Source organism: Methanobrevibacter sp. UBA188, from assembly GCF_905234905.1.
Classification (GTDB): domain Archaea; phylum Methanobacteriota; class Methanobacteria; order Methanobacteriales; family Methanobacteriaceae; genus Methanocatella.
Window position 1 is genome coordinate 8,141 of the sequence record NZ_CAJOJM010000023.1, and the last position, 22,921, is coordinate 31,061.

Annotated in this window: 21 protein-coding genes; 6 read left to right on the forward strand and 15 right to left on the reverse strand. The window is 34.8% G+C overall.

What is annotated here, in order from left to right:
- Positions 1-361 precede the first annotated feature (361 nt).
- The 4 genes from QZ143_RS06020 to QZ143_RS06035 form a co-directional block, all read right to left on the reverse strand.
- Positions 362-1,876, reverse strand: coding sequence for an MFS transporter (locus QZ143_RS06020; protein WP_292882205.1), 1,515 nt, complete (start codon positions 1,874-1,876; stop codon positions 362-364).
- Positions 1,877-2,185: 309 nt separating this feature from the next.
- A complete protein-coding gene (locus QZ143_RS06025) occupies positions 2,186-2,788 on the reverse strand; it encodes a class I SAM-dependent methyltransferase (RefSeq protein ID WP_292609273.1) in 603 nt (200 codons plus the stop codon).
- Between the two features lie 262 nt (positions 2,789-3,050).
- Positions 3,051-6,377: a C1 family peptidase gene (locus tag QZ143_RS06030; protein WP_292882208.1), complete on the reverse strand. Its 3,327-nt coding sequence runs from the start codon at positions 6,375-6,377 to the stop codon at positions 3,051-3,053.
- A gap of 115 nt (positions 6,378-6,492) precedes the next feature.
- On the reverse strand, positions 6,493-7,260 hold the full coding sequence (locus tag QZ143_RS06035; protein WP_292882211.1) for a nitroreductase family protein: 768 nt from the start codon (positions 7,258-7,260) through the stop codon (positions 6,493-6,495).
- 258 nt (positions 7,261-7,518) lie between these two features.
- Between QZ143_RS06035 and QZ143_RS06040 the strand changes: the two genes are divergently transcribed.
- Entirely contained in the window at positions 7,519-8,877 is a 1,359-nt protein-coding gene (locus QZ143_RS06040; RefSeq protein WP_292608458.1) for an MFS transporter, read from the forward strand.
- Between the two features lie 126 nt (positions 8,878-9,003).
- Here the strand turns inward: QZ143_RS06040 and QZ143_RS06045 are convergent, their stop codons facing one another.
- Complete coding sequence (locus QZ143_RS06045; RefSeq protein WP_292882214.1) at positions 9,004-10,227, reverse strand: nucleotide sugar dehydrogenase; 1,224 nt, start codon at positions 10,225-10,227, stop codon at positions 9,004-9,006.
- A 251-nt stretch (positions 10,228-10,478) separates the two neighbouring features.
- On the opposite strand from QZ143_RS06045, the gene QZ143_RS06050 reads away from it, so the two are divergent.
- Together QZ143_RS06050 and QZ143_RS06055 are read left to right on the forward strand one after the other, a co-directional pair.
- Positions 10,479-11,408 carry a glycosyltransferase family 2 protein gene (locus QZ143_RS06050; protein WP_292882216.1) on the forward strand — a complete coding sequence of 310 codons (930 nt, stop codon included), beginning with the start codon at positions 10,479-10,481 and terminating at the stop codon, positions 11,406-11,408.
- 7 nt (positions 11,409-11,415) lie between these two features.
- Entirely contained in the window at positions 11,416-11,805 is a 390-nt protein-coding gene (locus QZ143_RS06055; RefSeq protein WP_292608452.1) for a GtrA family protein, read from the forward strand.
- Positions 11,806-11,826: 21 nt separating this feature from the next.
- Here QZ143_RS06055 and QZ143_RS06060 read toward each other — a convergent pair whose 3' ends face one another.
- The 5 genes from QZ143_RS06060 to QZ143_RS06080 are packed head-to-tail and all read right to left on the reverse strand — an operon-like array spanning position 11,827 to position 17,061.
- Positions 11,827-13,248 carry a hypothetical protein gene (locus QZ143_RS06060; RefSeq protein WP_292608449.1) on the reverse strand — a complete coding sequence of 474 codons (1,422 nt, stop codon included), beginning with the start codon at positions 13,246-13,248 and terminating at the stop codon, positions 11,827-11,829.
- 40 nt (positions 13,249-13,288) lie between these two features.
- Positions 13,289-14,068, reverse strand: a complete 780-nt coding sequence (locus QZ143_RS06065) for a polysaccharide deacetylase family protein (protein WP_292882218.1) — start codon at positions 14,066-14,068, stop codon at positions 13,289-13,291.
- A 38-nt stretch (positions 14,069-14,106) separates the two neighbouring features.
- Positions 14,107-15,126, reverse strand: coding sequence for an NOG1 family protein (locus QZ143_RS06070; protein WP_292882254.1), 1,020 nt, complete (start codon positions 15,124-15,126; stop codon positions 14,107-14,109).
- Between the two features lie 7 nt (positions 15,127-15,133).
- Positions 15,134-15,691 (reverse strand): TIGR00296 family protein, encoded by a 558-nt coding sequence (locus QZ143_RS06075; RefSeq protein WP_292882221.1) that lies wholly within the window; start codon positions 15,689-15,691, stop codon positions 15,134-15,136.
- Positions 15,691-17,061: a TldD/PmbA family protein gene (locus tag QZ143_RS06080; RefSeq protein WP_292882225.1), complete on the reverse strand. Its 1,371-nt coding sequence runs from the start codon at positions 17,059-17,061 to the stop codon at positions 15,691-15,693. Before QZ143_RS06080 ends, QZ143_RS06075 begins: the two co-directional genes overlap by 1 nt.
- A gap of 113 nt (positions 17,062-17,174) precedes the next feature.
- Here QZ143_RS06080 and QZ143_RS06085 point away from each other — a divergent pair, with 113 nt between their 5' ends.
- Positions 17,175-18,383, forward strand: coding sequence for a GMC family oxidoreductase (locus QZ143_RS06085; protein WP_292882228.1), 1,209 nt, complete (start codon positions 17,175-17,177; stop codon positions 18,381-18,383).
- 4 nt (positions 18,384-18,387) lie between these two features.
- Here the strand turns inward: QZ143_RS06085 and pyrI are convergent, their stop codons facing one another.
- The 5 genes from pyrI to hisA are packed head-to-tail and all read right to left on the reverse strand — an operon-like array spanning position 18,388 to position 21,626.
- On the reverse strand, positions 18,388-18,867 hold the full coding sequence (pyrI, locus tag QZ143_RS06090) for an aspartate carbamoyltransferase regulatory subunit (protein ID WP_292882231.1): 480 nt from the start codon (positions 18,865-18,867) through the stop codon (positions 18,388-18,390).
- Between the two features lie 6 nt (positions 18,868-18,873).
- Positions 18,874-19,368 carry a flavodoxin domain-containing protein gene (locus tag QZ143_RS06095; protein WP_292608429.1) on the reverse strand — a complete coding sequence of 165 codons (495 nt, stop codon included), beginning with the start codon at positions 19,366-19,368 and terminating at the stop codon, positions 18,874-18,876.
- Positions 19,369-19,387: 19 nt separating this feature from the next.
- Entirely contained in the window at positions 19,388-20,410 is a 1,023-nt protein-coding gene (gene argC / locus QZ143_RS06100; protein WP_292882234.1) for an N-acetyl-gamma-glutamyl-phosphate reductase, read from the reverse strand.
- Between the two features lie 11 nt (positions 20,411-20,421).
- Positions 20,422-20,886, reverse strand: coding sequence for an FAD synthase (locus QZ143_RS06105; protein WP_292882257.1), 465 nt, complete (start codon positions 20,884-20,886; stop codon positions 20,422-20,424).
- Positions 20,883-21,626, reverse strand: a complete 744-nt coding sequence (hisA, locus tag QZ143_RS06110) for a 1-(5-phosphoribosyl)-5-[(5-phosphoribosylamino)methylideneamino]imidazole-4-carboxamide isomerase (RefSeq protein ID WP_292882243.1) — start codon at positions 21,624-21,626, stop codon at positions 20,883-20,885. Before hisA ends, QZ143_RS06105 begins: the two co-directional genes overlap by 4 nt.
- Positions 21,627-21,983: 357 nt before the next feature.
- Between hisA and QZ143_RS06115 the strand changes: the two genes are divergently transcribed.
- Together QZ143_RS06115 and QZ143_RS06120 are read left to right on the forward strand one after the other, a co-directional pair.
- Positions 21,984-22,688 carry an ABC transporter ATP-binding protein gene (locus QZ143_RS06115; RefSeq protein WP_292882246.1) on the forward strand — a complete coding sequence of 235 codons (705 nt, stop codon included), beginning with the start codon at positions 21,984-21,986 and terminating at the stop codon, positions 22,686-22,688.
- Between the two features lie 3 nt (positions 22,689-22,691).
- Positions 22,692-22,921 (forward strand): hypothetical protein (locus QZ143_RS06120; protein WP_292882249.1); only part of this gene is annotated, 230 nt, incomplete at its 3' end.

Sequence of the window (22,921 nt, forward strand, 5' to 3'; positions counted from 1 at the left end):
GATTATATTTATTTTCAATTAGTTAAATTATATTGATTATAATTTTGAAATAACTATTTTTTTAAATGGCTGTGTCAATATTAAATTGCACAAGATTTTTATACAATTAAATGTGGTAATAATTATCAAAAATTATATCTTTTATAATAGCAATGATTGTGGCTTTCATTGAACCTATACTATGCTTAACAATTATTTTTGTATTGTCTATTGTCAATATGGTAGTTATAGGTAGAAAAAAAATAATAACTCCTGATTGAATTTCATTCAAAAATCAGCATGTTTGTAATGGAATATCATCAATTGATTATTAAAAAAGTCATTTAAAAAAAGTAAATGAGAGATAATCTCTCATTGTATTTTAGTTTTTCTTATCCTGCAGCCGCAATGTCAGGATAAACACAATTCCCATAATAATGGCCGTTACCTGCATTACGAATGCCATTGTATCCTGAATAATGATATTTACAATATCCTCAATGGTATCGTTCTCTTTAATTTCGTTTATACTGCCTACTTTTTGAAAGTAATCATAAGCCTCTTGATGGAATGTTTCATTTCCTGAATATTCTGGAGCATATATGTCGACTGCATGGGAAATGCCTCCAAAAACTCCAAGAATTAGAATTATTCCGATAACTGCTGTACCTAATGATTCACCTAATGTCTGGCTGGTTGTATTAATCCCTGATGCGTTATTTTGACTTTCCTTAGAAATGTTGACTAATGAAATATCAGTACATAATGCCATTAAAAATCCAAGTCCTGCTCCCATTACGAATAGTCCTGGGATTAAATCCAGTGTTGATGTATCCAGTCTGAACTGATAGCTTAAAAGCATACATCCTGCGATTGACATTATACATCCTATTGCCATGATTGTCTTGTGTTTCATTTTTCCAGTTAAGCTTGGAGCCAGCACTGCAAAAATAAGCAGGCCCATAGTCAATGGAAGTGTGGTCAGACCTGTATTGAATGCATTTAACTCTAATACGCTTTGCAAGAATAGGGAAACTGCAAACAATGCTCCGCCCATTGCAAGGTAAGATAATAACAAAATAATGCTGCCCACACGTAAATTTCTATCTTTAAATAATGCCATATCAAGCAATGGTACTTTGCCGTTTCTTTTTCTTCTGATTTCAAACAATGCAAAACCGACTAATGCAATTAATCCTAAAATTATTGTCGCTACGCTGGTAGTGATATCTTTAGATAGGGATAAAATACCTAAAACTAATAAAACAAGTCCTACAAATGAAATTAGGGCACCTGTAATGTCCAAATCGCTTTTGGATTCGGTAGGTACGAAGTTAGGTATTTTGCTTTGCATTAGTAAAATAATGAAAACGATTATTAATTCACATGCAAATCCGTATCTCCAACTTAAAAATGTTGTCATGACTCCACCGAAGAGCGGGCCGATAGCAGCTGCAATTGCACCCATTACACCTACAATTGCTAGAGCAACTGTACGTTTTTCACCTGAATATGTTCCACTTATGATGGAAACGGTAGCAGGCATCATCAATGCTCCAGCAATACCTTCAATTACTGACCATCCTATAAATAACATTGTAGCACTTGAACTTATTGCTGCAGTAAATGTACCGACACCATAAAGTGCAGTACCGATTAAAAACAGTTTCTTTTTACCGACTATGTCCTGAAGCTTGGCGCTTAGCAGCATGAATGCAGCGGTGATGAGAGTATAAAATGACATGATCATTTGAATGGTGCTCACATCAGTATTCAAATCAGCAACAACCTGAGAAATACTAACATTCATGAATGTCGCATCCAAAGCTATAATAAATGAAGCTAAAGCCACTATTATCAATGGAACCCAAGAGTGTTCCTTAATAGTTTCATTCATTTTTATTAATCCTCCAAAATAGTGTTACGTTTATAAAAATTTTTTTCATGTCTTTTGAATGGATATGTCAAACATTAATTATATCCTGCTATTGTATTTCTTTTTTATTGCTTATATTTTTTTCATAGTTCTCTAAAAAGATTCAGCTCTGATAATGAATTAATGAGGGGGTGATGATTAATTTGATTAAAATTGGATTGTCTTGACCAATGGTTGAAATATTTCAAATATTATGTTAATTCTAAAATTAAGTCAAGTTCAAAAGCAGACTTCAATTTAAATGTCGGGCATTGATTGATTGAGCAAATACTATTTTTCAGCAATATGTAATGCTGTGTGCTCTTCTGTTTTTTGAAAAGAAACTGGATTAAATCCATTTTGTATGAATAGTTTTTTCATTTCCACTTCTCCATAAAAATGATAATCTCCATTAGGTGAAAATTTTGTCAGCAAATTCATCATTGGTCTTACAAGAGTTGGAACATAAGGATCTCCGATTAATAACTTTCCTCCTTCTTTTAGGACACGTTGCATTTCCGCTAGGACAATATCTGGATGAATGTAGTGGTGAAATGATGCATTGCAAACTATAATATCGAATGTATTATTGTCGAAAGGCAATTTCTCAGCGTCAGCTACTAAAAATGATGCTTTATCATTGCATTTGTCTTTTGCTTCTATTATCATGTTTTCAGAAAAGTCAACTCCAGTCAATTCATATTTTTCATCCGGAAGCATTTCAAACAGATTTCCATTTCCACATCCAACATCTAAAATCTTTCCGCTTTTTGATTTTGAAATCTCTTTAACCAGATTTTCATACATAGGTTCGACAAATTTTCCATCTTTTGAATTGTTATAATGCTCGGCAGTTTCGTTAAAATGTTGTTTTGTTCTTTCTTTTGCATTCATAATATTACTCTCTTTGAATCTAGATAATTGTAAAGGATACTCTATTGAAATCAATATAAATAGTTATTTTACAGAGTCTTTAAGATGCAATATGTCGCTGATGAAATGCACAAAAAGATTATTGAAATTTAAAGGTAGTTGATTGAAATGCTGAAAAGTATTATATTTTAACAAAGTGAAGCTGGTCTTAAAAGGATATATCTGCGTTTAATATTCAAGGAGTCTATCAAAAAAAGAATAATAAATAAGAATCGGATGATTCCTATTTAATTTTAATTTTCACAGTTTTGGTTGCTTTTTTATATAATGTATTTCCATTAAAGGTCAATTTGCCTTTAAAAGTACCTTTTTTACTTAATTTGGTAATTTTAAAGGTTGCTTTTCCTTTGGAATTGGTTTTAGCTACGTAAGTTTTACCATTCACTTTTAATGTAACTTTAAGTTTTTTAATTATTTTGCCTTTGCTGTTTTTCATTGTTACTGTATATTTTTTAGTTTTTAAAGATTTTTTGAAAGTTTTTGCTTTAGCAGATATTTTCGGTGTATCTTTTTTAACTGTTATTTTTGCAGTGGCAGTGGTTTTAACATACTTTCCAAAGCCATTTACAGTAACTGTTGCAGTATATGTTTTTGGAACCAAACCGTTTAACGGCAATTTGACTTGTCCGTTTTTATTTGTTTTTAGTGTTTTGACAGCTCCATTTGAAAGTTTAATGGTTACCTTAACTCCAGTTAGCACATCACCGTAAACATCTTTAACGGTTGCAGTCAAGTATTTTCCACCATTGTATACGGTAGTCACATCAGAAGCCTTTATTGTTGTTGTTAAATTTTCTAAAGGTTTTGTATAAACTTTTAGAGGAAGGGCCTGATTTTTAAGGGTTACATCTCTAAATCCTGTTCCATCGTCAACAAATGAAACGTTTGCTTTGGAAAGAACTCTTGTCTCATTTAATAAAGGAACGGAATGTGTTTTCATAACAACTGTAAAGATGTCTCCTTGTTTTATAGGAATGCTTTTGCTTAACTTGATGGTGTGGAATCCTCTAAATGGGGATGAGCCATTTTGTGTTAATTTCAGTTTGTTGTTAACATAAATCTCGACAACATAATCTTCATTTTTTTCGTTGAAGTAGGTTCCAACAGCACTTATGAAGTCATCTCCAATTGATTGGTATGAATTTTTATAGGTATAATTTTCTGCTTTGGTTTCGAAGTTAAACATTCCGCTAATGTCAGTCTGATAGTTTTTATTGTAGTTTTCAGTGTTTTCAAGTATGAATCCGATAAATTGACTGTCATTTCCGAATACGGTGTCATAATATGACACATATATGAATCCGTTATCATATTTGTCCTTGCCGTAGCTGTTTTTAATGATCCATGCTCCGTTTCCTGGTGGGGTTATTAAAAAGTTGCTTGCAGGGTAATTGTCATCCCATCCAACAACACAAATTGCATGACTTGCATGTGTTTCTTTAGTTTCATTGTAATACCATGCAGAAGTGTTTGTATTGAAATAGGGGGATAGGTATGTTATAAACAGATCTCCTGTTACTGCACCATATTTCAATATGGCTTCTTTTATTTTGGCATTGTCTGATGTATTTGCGCGTCTATCGATTATTTCGGCATCCTGGATGTGGATTGTTTCATTTGTAAAAATTACATGGTCGATTTTTCCATATATGTCAAATGAATCATATTCTGTAGATATTGGTCCATACCAGCCAAGAAGGTAACTTAAGGCCATGTATGTAAATCCTGATTCGGTAATATCACTGTTACCGTATTTTGAGTATTTTAATAAGTTTTTCTGTATGTTTTGTATGGATAAATCATACTCGATTCCGGTTGATTTAAGCAAGGCGGTTTCTAATGCTGAACATGTTGAGAAAACCCAACAGCCTCCGGAAAATCCTTGATCTTTTATTGAACTCACCCATCCCCAATCACGGGAGTCATAACGTGCTGGGAGATTTTCAACAGTTACTGTATTGTTTATTAATTTTATTTTCAAGCCGGTTCCATTCATTATAAGAACATAATTGGTATCGGTAAGATTTTCAACTAAAATGTCATCTGCATAGTCATTGTCATTTAAAATAGAATCTTTTATGTATAAACTATGGACAGCTTCTGTATTATTTTCAAAAACTGAATTCTTTATAATATATCCTCCTGAATATACATATATTGCATTTTTTGTATTGTTGATGAATCTGGAACCAGTTATATTTAAAATGCTTGTATCAGCACATATTGCTCCACCATTTGACAAATCATCTGTGAAATCCAATTTGTTATTAGTAAATGTAGAATTCACGATTTCAAATGCGGGATATTCTATTGTTTTTGTGCTGGTAATATCAGTAAGGTTAACTCTTTGCACGATTAAATTTGAAGTATAGATTGCACCGCCTGAATAGACAGCAGAATTATTGATGAACTTGGAATTTCGAATTTCCAATTTTCCTCCAAGTTGAATTAAAGCGCCGCCGTATCTGCTGTGTGAATTGATGAATTCCGTATTATTTATTAATAAAGTTGCAGCATTTCCTCTGCTCCATCCGTTTACGTCATTTAAGATACATCCTGCATTATTCAATGAGGATACATTAACGAAACTACAATTGTCAATAGTGGGGTAGCATGTATCTGTAAATGCCAAAGCTCCTGCAGTCTTTGTGGCATATAGGTTAATGAATTTTGTGTTGTTGCATGTTACATATGAATTTGTTGCATATATTGCTGTTGAATATGCTGCTGTTGAGTTCATGAAGATTGAATTTTTCACTGATAAGTGTTGGTCTGAACTACAATAAACCATTCCTCGAGTTATATTGTTTGTATTTCTAAAAATTGAATTTTCAATATAGAAATTAATTTTTAGAGAATCATCATATGAAGAACTTTCATTGCCTTCCGTGAAATTTTCATTGTCATCATCGGTTTCATTATATGTATAATTGCCAGTATCATTTAAGTAATCACTGTCATCTCCGGGTCCAACCAATGTATAATTCTCTATAGCTCGGACTTTGATGAATATTACTCCTCCTTCTGGAGCAAAATTCCCGTCAAATATACAATTGTCTACATTGAGGCCGGTTTCAACATATATTGCACCACCGTTTTTTGCAGCATGATTGTTTTCAAAAACAACGTTGTTGCATGTTATATTTTTATGTGCATATATTGCTCCACCATTTTCATGGTTTCCATTAATCAGAATAAGATTCTTTAATGTGATGTTTCCATCATATGTGGAGAATATTCTTGATTGGCCATTACCATCAATTTTGTGGTTGTTTCCATTAATAGTAATGCTTTTGTTAATTGTTATTCCATCCTTTGAGCCGGATTCGTATATGTAATCTTTTGTAATATTCAATACGCCTCCATCCTCAACTTCATCTATTTCATTAGATAAATCCGTAAAAGTGCCGGTAGTATTCAAACTAACAATTTCATTAGATGCATCTTCAATGCCAATGTTGTCATCAGTTGAATTGTCTGCTGCACTTACTGCAGTGATGGCAAAAATTGTTATTATTAAAATTGTTAAAATTTTTGTAAGTTTGTTCAAATTATACCTCCAAAATATTTGTATTATAATATTTGGTTAGGATGATACTTATAATTATTTTTTTTCAATGCTTTACAGTATTCAAAATTGAATAATTCTGTAAAAAATATCTTCTTTAAAGCTTTTTCACTTTTAGTTCCTTGCGGGGAACAATTCTTTGATATTTCACATCAGGATATCCAATTACCATGCATGTAACTACATCATATCCCTTTTCCAAATCGAGCAGCTTTTTAAGGCTGCGGCTCATTTTACTGCACATTACAAAAAATCCGCTGTACAATACTCCAAGTCCTAGGCTTTCTGCCATAATTTCCATATATGAACTTGCAAGACCGCCGTCAACCGTACTTTTACTTGCAACAACTATCACTAATGGAGCACCTTTAAAGAAAAAGTCATCATCTATTTCTATTCTCTTCAAATAGCTTGCAAAAACAGATCCGAATTTTTTACCTTTTCTGAATAGGTTTAAGCATATTTCTTCTGCTTCTTTTTGCTTGGATCCTAGTATTGTATATGAAATCATCTGCTTGTTTGCTCCGGTAGGAGAATAACGTCCTGCTTCAAGAATCTTTTCTATTTTTTCATCTTCAACCAAATCTGGCTTGAATTTTCTGATTGTACGTCTGCTTTTCATTGCATTGAGCAGTGTTTCAGAGTCAATTTCACTCATTAAAACAACTGCCTCATCAATGAAGTCGTAATTGGTCATGGTTATCGCCCCTTGTGGACATATTGCATAGCAGTGACCGCATTCCATGCATCCTTTCTGGCTTGTGTGAATTTCATCATTTTCTAAAAACAGGTATGAGTTAGGACAGTCATCAACACATTTCAAACAGATAATACATTTATCACAATCAACAGTAATCGGATTCATATTGTTTCACCTTATTGATGAAATATTGACAGTATAAACTAATAAATTGTTGTGTAATTGATTTTTGACTTTGTCTAAAGAAATAATGCATACTTTGAATTAAAAATGTTTTGAATTTTGCAAAAGCATTTGAAAAAGTAATTTTTGATATTTTTGGATAATTTCTCAGATTGAGCACATTATTGACTTTCTTTGCATTTTCCACAAACATGGCTAATGATTATTATTTAATATGGATGGAATTCAATATAATTAATTATGAATAAAATTGTTGAGGATAAATGGGTAACGATAATTGGTTGCTTGCTTTTGTTTAGCGTGCAGTTCATAGCAAATATGGTTATTGTAGCTTTGCCTTCAATGTCTTCGAATTTGCATTTGGATTTTGAAATGGAAAACGCTATCAATCTGGTTTTTCTAATCACTTCAGTTTCACTGATGGTTCCTTTAGGAACCTATGTTTCGAAATATGGGATTGGAAGATATCTGAAAATCAGCCTTTTGCTGATGATTTTTGCATTATTGCTTTCGGCTTTTGCAGCAGACATTAATATGATTATGTTTTCAAGATTTCTTCAGGGAATTGCCACTGCTGTCATCAACAGTTCCATGTATGTCATTGTTACATTGCAGCTGCCTTCCGACAGGTTGGGTTCTGCATTGGGAATAATGGGCTCCTGCGGTTATGTTGGATTATGCTTGTCGAATACAGTTTCCGGATTTATCGTTTATTATTTCGGTTGGAGGGTAATTTTCCTTGTATTGATTCCAGTTTATATTGTTACTCTATTGATATTGATTAAATTGGATAAGGAATGGTATATTGAGGGTATTGAAATTAGTGACCATATAGGTTCGATACTCTATGTCATTTTCATGATTCTTTTCCTGTATGGTATTACCAGACTGGACAACAATAATCTGGAAGTGATAATAGCAAGTCTGGTAATTTTTGGCATCTTTGTATATTTCGAAAGGCATATCTCCAATCCTCGTTATGACTTGAGAATTTTTAGAAATCTAAAATATTTGATTGGAAATTATTCCGCTTTTGTTATGTATGCCATGGCATTTATCGCATCATATATTCTTAATTTCTATTTGCAGTATGTTTTGGGATATGATAGTCGATGGACAGGATTATTTTTACTCTCAACACCTGTTGCAGTTGTATTTGTCTCCAGTTTTGCCGGAAAATTAGCGGATAGGGTTGATGAGAGGATTATATCTTCCATTGCATTAGTCTTCATTTTAATTGATGTTCTATTATTGTTTTTCATGGATGTGGTGCCGCTTTATATGCTTTTGGTTGCATGTATCCTTCAGGGAATTGGGCATGGTCTTTTTTCCTCGCCAAACAATCGTTTTGTATTGACTCAAGTCAGTGAAAAGGATTTGAGTAATGCATCTGCGGTGCTTTCAACAAGCAAGGATGTTGGAAAAAGCATTAGCTTGGCTATGTTTACTGTAATAAGTGGTTTTTTCATGGGATCTGCCAACACTTACGATGGCAATGTTTCTGCATTCCTACTGCCTTCTAAAATTACATTGGCAATATCATTGCTGCTTGGAATATCTGCTTTGATTTTATTGATTTTAAACAGACTTAAAGATTAGGCTATGGTTTAATTAAACATTAAAAAATTAAAAAAGATTATTTGAGTCTAATTGATTTGGTGAAATAATTTTTAAAAAATAAAGAAAATAAAGTGTTTAATGATTTTAAACACTTGTTAAAGTACATCAGTCTCTTCTGAAGAGATCTCTTGTATATACCTTGTCTGCAACATCGCCAAGAATGTCTGAATCAAAACGGTTTGCAAGAATGACATCACTTTCACTCTTGAAACGGTCAATATCATTTACCACTTCGGATTTGAAGAAATCGCTTCCATTCTCTAATGTTGGTTCATAGATGATTATTGGAATTCCTTCTGCCTTTATACGTTTCATGACGCCCTGTATGGCTGATGCACGGAAATTGTCACTGTTACTCTTCATGGTAAGTCTATAGACTCCAACTGTTTTTGGGTCTCTTGAAATGATTTGGTCAGCAATAAATTCCTTACGTACGGAATTGGAATGAACCACCGCTTCTATCATAGTCTGTGGAACGTCCTTATAATTTGCCAACAGCTGTTTTGTGTCTTTAGGCAAGCAGTATCCACCATATCCGAATGATGGGTTGTTGTAATGTCCTCCAATACGAGGATCCATACATACTCCGTCTATAATCATCTGTGTGTCAAGGCCTTTGGTTTGAGCATAGGTATCAAGTTCATTGAAGTAGCTTACCCTTACTGCAAGGTATGTGTTTGCGAAAAGTTTGATTGCTTCAGCTTCTGTTAAATGTGCCAAAAGCACAGGAATGTCCTGTTCGATGGAATCTGACCTTTTTTCCTCTTCTCTTGCACCTTCCAGAAGAAGGTCTGCAAACATCTGTCCTTCTTCTTCCTGGTCATCGTCGCATCCAACAACTATGCGGCTTGGATGGAGATTGTCATAAAGCGCTTTTGACTCACGAAGGAATTCCGGGCTGAATATTATGTTTTTGATTCCATACTTTTCACGCACGGATGATGTATATCCCACAGGTATTGTTGATTTGATAACCATAAGAACGTCAGGATTGACCTTAAGTGTCCATTCTATAGCATCCTCAACTGCGGATGTGTCAAAGAAATGGTTGACGTCATCGTAATTTGTTGGTGTAGCTATAATGACAAGTTCAGCGCTTTTGTATGCTGCTTCCTTGTCGGTAGTTGTGTGAAGGTTCAGTTCCCTTTCGCCATCACGGACTTCCTTAAAAAATCTTTCGATTTCATCATCTTGTATGGGGCTAATGAACTGATTTAATTTCTCTGCTTTTGATTCTGTTGTTGTAATTGCAGTAACTTCATGTTTTTGAGCTAGTAAAACAGCAAGAGAAAGACCTACATATCCTACTCCTGCAACGGTAATTTTCATTTTAATTTGTCTCCTATCTTATCTTTTTTTATAGTGTTATCTTATTTCATTAAAATAATCATGTATATATTACATTTTTTTTATTTAAATAACTTTGTGTAAATCAAAGGGTTTATACTTCTTTTAAGGATTGATTTTTCAAAATCCGTTAATTTTGAGGGTATATGAATTGTTTAGATAATTTTTTTTAAAAGTCACATTTTTTTTTAAATTTGGAAATTATTTATAATATTTCAAATAAAATATATATTATGAATTTATTGAGTATTGTTGTGCCATGTTTTAACGAAGATGAAAGTGTTGGAATTTTCCTAGAGGAAATTCAAAAAACATTAAAAGACTATAATTTTGAAGTCATTTATGTGAATGATGGATCCAGTGACAATACTCTAAAATATATTAAAGAACTGGCCAGTAAAAATTCAAATGTTAAGTATATATCTTTTTCCAGAAATTTTGGAAAGGAATCTGCAATTTTTGCCGGTTTAAAATATGCTTCCGGAGATTACATATGCCTTATGGATGCTGACTTGCAGCATCCGCCAAAACTGATTCCTGAAATGTTGGAAGCAGTATTGGACGAGGGTTATGATGTTGCCGCAGCAAGAAGAGTTTCAAGAAAAGGCGAACCGAAAATCAAATCATTTTTCTCCCATAGGTTTTATAAGGTATTCAATAAAATTTCCGACATTGACATGGTGGAAGGAGCTACCGATTATCGTATCATGACTCGGCAGGTTGTTGATTCTGTATTGAATCTGCCGGAATATAACCGTTTTTCAAAAGGTTTGTTTCAATGGGTTGGATTTGATACAAAATGGATTGAATATGAAAATATTGAGAGGATTGCCGGTGAAAGCACATGGTCATTTTGGGGACTAATCAAATATTCCATTGAAGGCCTTGTTGCATTTACAACACTGCCATTATCTGTTTCAACATTTTTGGGTATGGTATTTTCGGTTATTGCATTTATTTATATGCTATTTATTATAATTAGATATTTGATTTACTCTGAAGCTGTTCCAGGTTATCCTACACTCATATGTTCCCTTCTGCTTTTGGGCGGTATACAATTGCTTTCGATTGGAGTTTTAGGTAAATATTTGGAAAAAACTTATTTTGAAGCTAAAAACAGGCCAATTTTTATTGTTAAAGAGTCAAACATTGAAGAGGAGTAAGAGTAATATGATGATGATAAAATTTGATAGGGAACTTGTTTTATATGTTGTTTTTGGAGCATTCACATTTTTCGTTAATATTGCAGTATATTTCCTCTTTGAAGATGTTTTAGGGGTTAATTACCTTATTTCAAATATTATTGCATGGTTTTTTTCAGTGCTTTTTGCATATATCACAAACAGGATTTGGGTATTTGAAAGCAAAAGTCCTGATATCCTGAAGGAGATGGCTCTGTTTTTTGGAGGAAGAATATTCTCCGGTGTTGTTGATACTGCACTCATGTATCTTTTTATAGATGTTATGATGATTGGAGATACAATATCCAAAATTGTAGTTCAGATTATTGTAATTGTCTTGAATTACATATTTTCAAAACTGATTGTCTTTAAAGATTAAAAAAAGAAGTGCGTAATGCACTTAATGTTTAACTAAATTGAAGCTGTAATGACCGGCATCATAGACTTTCTTCAAATCATACTTTTCTTCAAATTCTTTGTTGGATTCCTTAAGCTTCCAGTTGACCAGATAAACCTTTTTGTTTGGATGATCCTTAAGAATTTTGGTGAAATTATCAGAAAATTCAACATCGCCGCTGTAGAAATATGACCCTGACAGTGTATACTGTTTGCTGGTATTATTCAAATCGTCGTGCAGAATCTTATATCCGTAATCGGTATTGTAGACAATAACACTGTTGTTATTGTTGATGCTATTCAAAAAGCTGTCTTTTTTATCATTAAACTCCAATCTTGAATCGATATCATCGTGTGTAATGGCTATACTTGCACCGGTCAGAATGACTATCAAAATCAGTGCAACCATTAAAACTTTATCATCTTTAATTTTACCTATAACGATTGAAGCTGAAAGCCAGAATATTCCAAACACAGGAACAAGATATCTCATTCTCATGGTATTTGAAAATGAGGACATTAGAGAAAGGATTCCAATTGCAATTGTTCCATACATTAAAAATACGCCTGCAGCAGAGAATCTGTCCTGATTTTTATAGATTAAAACCAAAACCAGAATTAAAAATGCAAGAGCTACCAGCTTGAAAATAACCATTTCAAATTCGAAATTTTGACCTTTGATTGCAAAAGCAGTAAGGTAATGTATTGCATTGGCTAATTCAAAGCCTTCACGAGGTTCGCCCGCCTGAGTTTGCATTTGATGAACAAGAACAATCATCCATGGGGCATATAGAATAATCAATGCCAAAACGGATTTTCCAAATTCCTTTAGCTTGTCCTTGTGTTTGGTTAGGATTTCGTACAATATGAGCAGATATATCAATCCGCATGTAATCGCAAAGAAGTATTGCGTATACACAGACAGAAGTGTGAATAAGGTTAAAAGCATCCAAGATTTCTTATCCCAGTTGGTTATGACCTCATTGTAATATATGAATGCCATCAAAAGGAAAAACAGTCCCCAAGGATACATTCTTATTGTTAAAAATTCAATAAAAAAGTCACTCATTACTCCTAAACAAAATACAAACAATCCTGCAGTCAACCAACCGTAATCTTCTCGTATTTTGGTTGCTGAAACTACCATTATAAGAATATATGGAATTATTGAAGCAACTTTTAAAACGTAAAGGTTTTGCAATCCCAGTGGTGTTAACAAATACAATATCATATAGTACAGTGGTGGATGAACGTCATGAACTGCTACAATCATTCCCTGCATAAATGGAAGATTTACCAAACTGTAAGTCCAATATTCGTCAACATTAATGAAGGTATGTGTTAAAGGAGAAATAAACATGTAAAGCAATATCAAGATTGCTGCGCCAAAAAATACTTTGCCTATTAAATCCCTTTTTTCATACATGTGGATATGTTTGATGGGGATATTATTTAAAAATTTCACTTTATTTTGTTTTGAGGTCAACAAATTCATTGTATGTAATGAATTTATGACCTTGATTTTTGAGCATCTTTACCAAATTGTCCAGTCGTTTTGCCATATCTGATCCGCTGTGGTTTTTGATGATGAATGGCATTTTAAACTCAGGATGCTTTTTGAGCTCATAAAACTCCCATGGGTGGAAATAAGTTACAAAATAGCCGTCATGATTAAGGACTCTTCTAACCATTCTGTGATAAATCCATTCCGGTAGGTTGTGCAGGGATAGCCAGAATAGTGGAAATCGCAAGTGTGGTGTTACTGAAGCCGGAATCTGCATGACTCCGTCCTTCATAAACCATGTGCGCGGGGTTTTCAGGTTCATGTATCTGCCAGGAATAAATGCTGGGTTAAGTGATGAATTGTAGCGGTATCCCACACGCTTGATTTCAGATTCCACAACGGGAAACATACGTGGTTGGCGGTAGCCTGTTACGGTAATGCCTGAAATGTTTTCAACGATTTCCTTTGAAAGGGCAAAGTCGCTTTCCTTTGGTTGCCAATGGTCAACGCCATGGCAGGCTACCTCATGGCCTTCATTCATGATGCGCTCTATTATATCCGGAGCATTCTCTGCAAAGTTTCCTGTACAGAAGAATGTTGCACGCACATCATTTGCCTTAAGTATGTCTAAAATAATGTTTGTACCTTCTATAGATACTTTCATACCTTCTTCAAGTGAATAATCCACTCCATGCTCGCGAGGACCATCAAACTCCTCAATGTCAAAGCTTAATAATATCATGTTTCCCATCTTGATTATGTGATTTTTAGGATAATTTCCTAGTAGTACTCATCATCCTCTTCAACGCTTCTGTCTATTTTTTTGATTGTGCGGATGACCTTGTTGATTTCGTCTATTCCTTCACCTTCAATTGCTGAGATGAAAATGGAATTGTCAATGTCGTCAATATACTCATTAAGATATTCTCTGTCCTCCACTAAATCCATTTTGTTGAACAGATAGTAAACAGGAATTTCAGAAAAAATCTTTTCGATTTGTTTTAACAGGTTATACTGATTTTCCAAGTGGAATCCGCAGGTTTCGGATGCATCAAAAATGAATAGTATTGCATCTGCCAGATGTTCTAGTGCAACGATAGCATTCATTTCAATGTCATTCATTTCCAAAACAGGTCTGTCCAATAGTCCTGGAGTGTCAATAATCTGTATGCTTCTCCAGTGCATTTCTGTGTGTCCGATTTGAATTCCTTTGGTTGTGAATGGATAGTTTGCAACCTGTGGATCGGCACCTGTAATCTGCCTTAGGAGAGTGGATTTTCCGACATTTGGAAAACCTGCAATTACTATGGTGGTTGCATCAAAGTCAATTGTCGGCATGTTTCTCAGGTTCTGTTTTGCAAAGTCAAGGAAATCCAGATCCTTTTTGATTTTGTTGACAACTGATGATATTCTTCCGTAGGCCTGCTTTTGAATGGAAGTTGCCCTTTCGGAAGGGTTTTTTCTAATTTTTGCACCATATTCCTTTTCAAGTTGGGTTATGATTCCATAAGCCCAGTTAAGTGCGCCTAAGGATTGTTTTAAATCATCAACACCAACTGTAATGTCGATATAATCCTGATAGAATGGATGCAAGTCTTCAATTTCCGGAACTGCATCAATGATTGATTTGAGTTTATCTTTAATGACCTGACATGAAGTAACAACTCTTCTCTCTTCAATCCTTTTACCTTTCAGGTGTTTAGGTATTTTCTGACTTCTGATTAAGTCAGCCTGTTTTTTACCTCTGCTGAAGCCTTTGTCCAATAATTCTTCAGGAGTAGGTATTGTTGGAATCATCATATTATCACTATTTAAAGATTTGTCCCTGGAACTTGTACACGTCACAGCTTTCATCCATCCAGCTGTCTGCGCTGATTCCTGCTTTCATACAGGTGTGTTCTAAAAAGTCTTCTTTACCTAATAGGTTTTCTACAGCAACTTGCGGAAGCAACAATCCTCTTGAATATCCTTTTTGAACAATCAGACCGTCACGGCCGATTTCGATTTCATCCAGATATTGTTTAGGGTGAGCAACTTCAATCAGTTCCGGTCTTGTTAGGACAGTAACTTCAAAGTCGAGGATTTGGAATTCGTCCTTGGTAACTGCACTGAATCTTGGGTCGTTGAATGCTGCTGCAATGGCCACTTCAATTGTTGCATTTATGGCCGGTTCTATAGGTTCGGCATATCCTATGCATCCTCTTAAATCATTATTTTTGTTCAATGTAACAAAGACTCCCAATTTTTCATCAAGTTCTTCAGGGTAGTCTTTAGGAATTTCCATTTTCTCTTTTGTTTCTATATAATGTTCAATAGCTTTTTTAGCAATGTCTACCAAATATTGTCCTGCTTCATCACTTATCATTATCCCATTCCTCCTACTAATGCATTTAAAATTCTTGTGTGTGGTCCTCCATCACCTACGGGTGCTGTCTGGCCACCTTTACCACAGAATCCAACACTCAATTTAAAATCATTTCCAATAGCATCAATATTTTTCAATGTTTCCAGAATATTTCCGGATAGTGAAACGTCTCTTACAGGTGCTGAAATTTCACCGTTCTTAATCAGATATCCTTCAGCAGCATTAAACTGGAAAATGCCTTTTGCAGTGTCCACCTGACCTCCTCTTGAACCTTTAAGATAGATTCCGTCAGGTACATCTTCAATCAATTCATTAAAGCTGCTGTCGCCTGGCTGCAGGAAGGTGTTGCTCATTCTGACGATTGGCTTATCTGCAATGATTGATCTTGCATTTCCTGATGATTTCATTCCTAATTTTGAAGCTGTTTCTCTTGAATTTAGAAGGGAAATCAGTTGTCCGTCCTTTACCAGTTGGTTAGGTTTGGTCTTAACTCCTTCAACATCGTATGGATAATATCCAAAGCCATCTCTTTTGCTTGCATCATCAAAGATATTGACAATGTCTGATGCGATTTTTTCACCTAATCTGCCTTTTAGGATGGAATCGTTTTGAAGAATTAAATCTCCTTCAACGGCATGGCCCAATGCTTCATGTATCAATACTCCGGTAAGCAATGGGTCAGCTATTGTGGTGAATTGTCCTGAAGGTGCAGGTTCGGCATCAAGTAATCTGACGGCCTTTTCACCAATTTTTCTTCCGAATTCTTCAATGTCTACGTCGGCTATTACTTCAAAACCTTTGACTCCGCCCAAACTGTCGTGTCCAAATTGAATTATTTCTCCATCGGTAGCGGATGCATTCAGAGCCATTCTTACTTTGCTTGTTTTTGTTTGAATCTCACTGCCTTCGCTGTTCATGAACAATTCGTTGATTTCACCATCACTGTATCCTGCAGTGGTACTGTTGACCTTGTCGATGCTTGCAGCATCGCTGGCCTCTTTTATGATTTCCTTTTTTTCTTCAATTGAAACGTCTTTGAAAGGTATTTTAACGTCCACTTCCACTTTATCTTTTATTATTTCACTTTCGCTTAATTCAACATCTCCGGTAAGTGAATTGGATAGTTGGATAGCGGTATCTGTAATTTCATTTAATTTTGATAAATCTGTAGTGTATGCAAATCCCCAAGCTCCATTTTTTAACACCCTAATTCTTGCTCCTAAACTCATTCCGGTGTTAATTTCATCCACTTTTCCATCTTTCATTAATATGGATGTGTTATCGCTCATTCCAGCTCTAACATCTATGTAATCTACTTGGGGGATTGTTTTTTCAATAATCTTTTCGAATAAATTTATATATTCTTCCATTTTATCCCTCAAATTTAGTATTCTAATATATATTTTGAATAACATATATAATAAAAGTTATTTATATAATGAGAAAAAATATATCAATTGTTATAAAAATTTTTGGTGATTGAATGGTTATCATTGTAGGAACTGGTGCAGGCGGAGGAATTCTTGCATATGAACTTGCAAAAAATGACGTGCCTGTTACAATAATAGAAAAAGGACCTTATATAAAATCAGGAGAAGCTTTCAAATATTATGATAAATACTCTGAAGACGTTGATCTGTTGACTACCACATGTATTGGAGGAGCATCAATCGTATCCATGTCCAATATGGTAAGGGCTCTTGATGAAGAGCTATTGGAATTTGATGTTGATTTGAGTGAAGCTTATGAATATGTTGAAGAGTTGGTTGGAGTCCATCAGCTCGATGATTCACATATAGGCAAGGGCAGTCAGGCATTTCTTGACGCTGGTCGCAAGTTGGGATTGAAAACAATGAAAATGCCTAAGGCAATCAGGGAAAAGGATTGCATCCAATGTGGAAAATGTGCATTCGGATGTCCTGCAGATGCAAAATGGTCCGGAAAGGACTTTGTCGATGATGCCGTTGAAGCGGGTGCTGAACTGATATGTGATGCCGAAGTTATCAAAGTCATCACCGAAAACGGCAATGCCTGTGGAGTAACATATGTTAAAGATGATAAGGAAGAATCCGTTTTTGCAGACACGGTAATTTTATCGGCTGGTGCTATCGGAACCACATTGATTTTAAGAAATTCCGGAATTGAAGATGCAGGCCGTGAAATATTCTTCGATCCGTTCGTTTCAGTTGGAGGATACCTTAAGGACATCAACTTCAACACCGAAGTTCAGATGGCAGGTTTGGTGGTTGGTGAAAACTTTGTTCTATCTCCTCATTTTTCATCATTTATCCGTGCAAATATTCCTGACGATTCAGTAACTGATGAAGATATATTGAGCATTATGGTAAAAACTCCTGATGAGTGCAGGGGATATGTAGATGACGATGGGGATGTAGTTAAAATAAATACTATTCAGGATATAAGATACCTGGCTGAAGGTGTTGCAACAGCAGGTTTCATACTAAAAGAAGTTGGTGTGGACCCAAACACTATAGGTTCAACAGTATATAGAGGTGCCCATCCTGGAGGAACTGCTCCAATCGGAAAAATAGTAGATTCAAATCAGGAAACAGAAATCAAAGGATTGTTTGTTAGTGATGCAAGCGTATTGCCAATATCTCCTGGAAAACCGCCGATATTAACAATACTTGCACTTTCTAAAAGATTAGCAGATTATCTAATTGACAAATAGAAGATTATTCAAATTGTTTATCAATATCTTCTGTTCTTATTAATTTTTCACAATAATGACATCTGACAACCGGAGGATACTTGTTAATCACATTGAAAACCGGTTTGATAGGTTCATTTTCATAATTTGTTATACATTTCGGATTGGTACATTCAATAATTGATGTAATTTTATCCGGAAGTATAATCTTATCTTTTTTAACAGGTTCAAAGTTTCTTATGATGTTCACAGTAGCTTTTGGAGCAATCAAAGCTATTTGGTTAAGTTCTTCGTGATTCAATTCCCTATTTTCGATTTTTAAAATATCCTTTCTGCCGATTTCACTGGATGAAACATTCATCGCTATTGTAATATTTTGTGTTTCATTGTCTGGAAGCCCCAGGATTTTGAGGATATGCAATGATTTGTTGGCAGTAATGTGATCGATTACAGTACCGTTTTCAATTGCTTCAATTTTCAATTCTTGTTTTTTGTCTTTTGTCAATTTAACCTACCTTTTATACATTTTCAAGTCTTTCATTTCAATAATCACTTCTGTATCATGGACTAATTGTTCCGGACTTTTGTTTTTAGTTGCAATGGTGAAACATTCAATAACTCTTGCTCCACGCATTGTTACCTTTTCTTTAAGCCTTTTCAAGTTTGCCTCTCCACGGTTGGCATCCATTGTTGCAAATAAAACCACATCTTTTCCCTTGAAGTTGCATCTGTCAATAAGTGTTATTATTGCAGGTGTTGGACTTCCGGACCATGTTGGGGATCCGATGTATATTGTATCATAATTTGTCAAATCCACCTTTGCAGGGAGGATGTCAGTTTTTTCTTCTCTGAATGCACTGATTGTGGAAAATAACCTATTTTTAAATCCTTCACGATTTTTTAAATCATGGATTCTAAGCAAACTTGCATTAAGATGTTTGGCTAGTGTTTTTGCAACCAAATCCGTTGTTCCTCTTTGAGAATAATAAACTATTAAAGTTGCCATTTTTAAATCTCCAAATTAATTAGGGATGAAGTCCTAAGTGAGTCAGTCCCGCCTGTTCCTTAATGCCCAATATGATGTTCATGTTTTGAATGGCCTGACCGGATGCACCTTTGACAAGGTTATCGATACAGGACAGCATCACAATTCTTCCGGTATCATCTATTTCGAATCCTCCGATATGAACAAAGTTGGATCCGCGCACTGAACTTAAGTGTGGTATTTCTCCTTCATCCATAAGCTTGATAAAGTATTCTCCTTTGTATTCTTTTTTGTATATTTCTCTTAATTCTTCTGGTGTGATATCTTTATTTTCATCATTTATAAAGCTGTGGCTTGTTGTTTGGATTCCTCTGATAACCGGAATGAGATGTGGTGTAAATGACACTTTAACTTCATCAAATCCATGTAGTTCCTGTTTGATTTCAGAAGAATGTCTGTGTGTTGTGATTTTATATGGGTTTAGGTTGTCTGCAATGTTTGGGTAGTGTGTAGTTGCAGATGCATTGACCCCAGCTCCACTGACTCCAGATTTTGAGTCTATGATTATTCTTTCGACAATGCCGTTTTTGACAAGAGGATATGATGACAGGATTGCGCCGGTTGGGAAACATCCAGGATTTGCAACAAGCTGTGCTTTTTTGATTTCATCCCTATAAAGTTCAGGAAGTCCGAATGCTCCTTTGTTTTCGCTGTCGGTATGTTCCATTCCATACCATTTTTCATATACTGCTGTGTCTCTGTATCTGTAATCTCCACTCAAGTCAACAACTTTTGTTCCGGTTTCAAGAAGTTCCGGGACAATTTTCATTGATGCTCCATGAGGGGTTGCGGTAAATACAACATCAGCATCCAAATCGCTTGGACTTTTGTTTGTAAATACCAGTCCTGAATCTCTTATGTGTGGATGAATCTTATGTGCTGGAGTTCCGTCATATTGTCTTGATGTGATTTCTGTCACTTCAACCTCTGGATGGTTTGACAACATTCTCAATAGTTCTCCACCGGTATATCCACTTGCTCCTATTATAGCTGCTTTAAACATTTTATCATCTCCTAATCTTCACAATGGTCCATTATTTTACCTTTAAAATCGGTTTTTTGTATTTTTCTAATGATTTTACAACTGCTGTCGAGTTCGCAGTCCCGGTATTTTTCAATACGGATTGCTTTGGCTTTTAAACCTCTTTTGTCGATAGCGTCTTGTAATTTGCTTATGTCATGATTTTGATCTGCTCCTACAGTGATTATGTCAGGGTCAATTTCGCGTACAATCTTGAAGACGTCCCCGTTTGCATCACCTAAAAAAGCGTCAGTTACTGGTTTTAACATTTTAATTAATTCTAGTCTTTGGTCTTCTCCAACAATAGGTACTCTTTTTCTTCTCTCTACAGTTGCATCACGTGCTACAACAACATAAAGCTCAGCATCTTCTCCGCCCAGTTTTTTTGACTCTTCAAGGTAAACTCCGTGACCTGGGTGGAGTATGTCGAATGTTCCGGTCGCCATTATCTTCATTATATTTGCCTCTTCTGATATTTTAAAGCCTCAGTTAAATCAATTTTATCTTTATAAAGTGCAGAACCTATTACAACTCCTTCCACTCCACTTTCATTTAATTTTTTAATGTCTTCTATTGTTGTAATTCCTCCGGAATAGACAATAGGCAAGTCTACGGATTTCTTGAGTTCTTCTACTGGTTCTGTGTAAAATCCACCTAAAAGTCCTTCAACATCGACATTGGTAAAGAGAATGCTTCCAGCGCCGTGTTCCTTGAACTCTTGGGAAAGCTCAACAGGACTCTTATCAATTTTTTCCTGCCATCCCTTAATGACTACTCTGTTGTCTTTGCTGTCAAGTGAAATCATTATTCTTTCGCATCCGTATTCATTGGATAGCTGTGTAATGGTTTCGGGATTTTGAATTCCCATTGTGCCTATAATGAGCCTTTCAATGTCCAAATCCAACAATTGGCGGGCATATTCAACACTTCTGATTCCACCGCCCAACTGAATGGGGACTGAAACTTCATTCAATATCTTTTTTATAACATCAAAGCTTGCTACACCATTGATTGTTCCATCCAAATCAATGACGTGGATATTTTTGGCTCCTAAGTCTTCCCAATGTTTTGCAACAAGTTCGGGATTTTCTATTTCTACCATTTCACTTCCAGGTTCGCCTTGAACGAGCTGTACACATTTTCCATTTTTTATGTCAACAGCAGGCATGATTAACATTTCATCTTTTTTAAATGACATTTGGATTTTCCTATAACATTTTATTATAATATAATTATATGTTTTGAAATGTTTTATAAGTATTGTTAATATTGTTAAAAAGTGGGGATGAAAATCTTTGATGATTTAATATAACTTTTAATAGCGAAGTGATGAGCATGCATCTTTTCATGTTGTATACATTGAATGTGGCTAAATCTTTAATAATTATTTAAATTATTGATTAAAAGTTAAAAAAATTCTTATTAATGTATATTATTGTATATGGACTGTTCTTGAAGTTGGTTTATATTTTCTAATATTTAGGTATGCCTAAATTTAAATACCTTAAAAAATATATACTAAATCAATTAACTTAAATATAAGAAGGCAATACTAATGAGTACAATTATTGAATTTAAAAATGTGAACAAGGAGTACAAATCTGGAGATCACATTTTAAAAGCGATGGATAATGTAAACTTCACAATTGATGAAGGGGAATTTGTAGTGATTCTTGGACCGTCAGGTGCTGGTAAATCAACACTTCTAAACCTGTTGGGCGGTCTGGATTCAGTTACATCTGGTCAAATTGTCGTCAACGGCGACCATATTGAATCATTTGACGATAATCAGCTTACAAGCTACAGGGCTAAAAACGTTGGTTTCATTTTTCAGTTCTACAATCTGATTCCTAACCTTACTGCCCTTGAAAATGTCGAGCTGATGAAGGATATCGTAGATGTAAAAATAGATGGTCAGGCCGTTCTTGGTGCTGTCGGATTGGATAATCATGCAAATCAATTTCCTGCACAATTGTCTGGTGGAGAACAGCAAAGGGTTTCAATTGCAAGAGCCGTTGCCAAACAGCCTACCATGCTTTTATGTGATGAACCTACTGGTGCTCTTGACTCAAAAACCGGTGTTTTAATCTTAAGTTTACTTCAGGACATGAGCAATAACAGAAATACTACTGTCGTTATTGTAACTCACAATGCAATCTTGGCTGAAGCTGCAGATAAGGTAATTAGGATTAAAAACGGTCAAATCGAAAGTATTGTCGTTAATGAATATCCAAATAAGGTCTCTGATTTGGAATGGTAAGTTATGCTTGCAAAAAAGATGTTAAGAGACATCGCCAAGCACAAAGCTCAATTCATATCTATTTTTTTAATGGCATTTTTAGGAGTATTTGTATTTGCCGGTGTCGGTGGAGAATCAGTAGGCCTTGAAGTAAATGTTAATGATTTTTATCTTAAAAATGCAAGAATACCACAACTTCTGCAAGTTGTGGATGAATTGCACTATTGGGTGTACTATCTTTTTTTAATTAATTT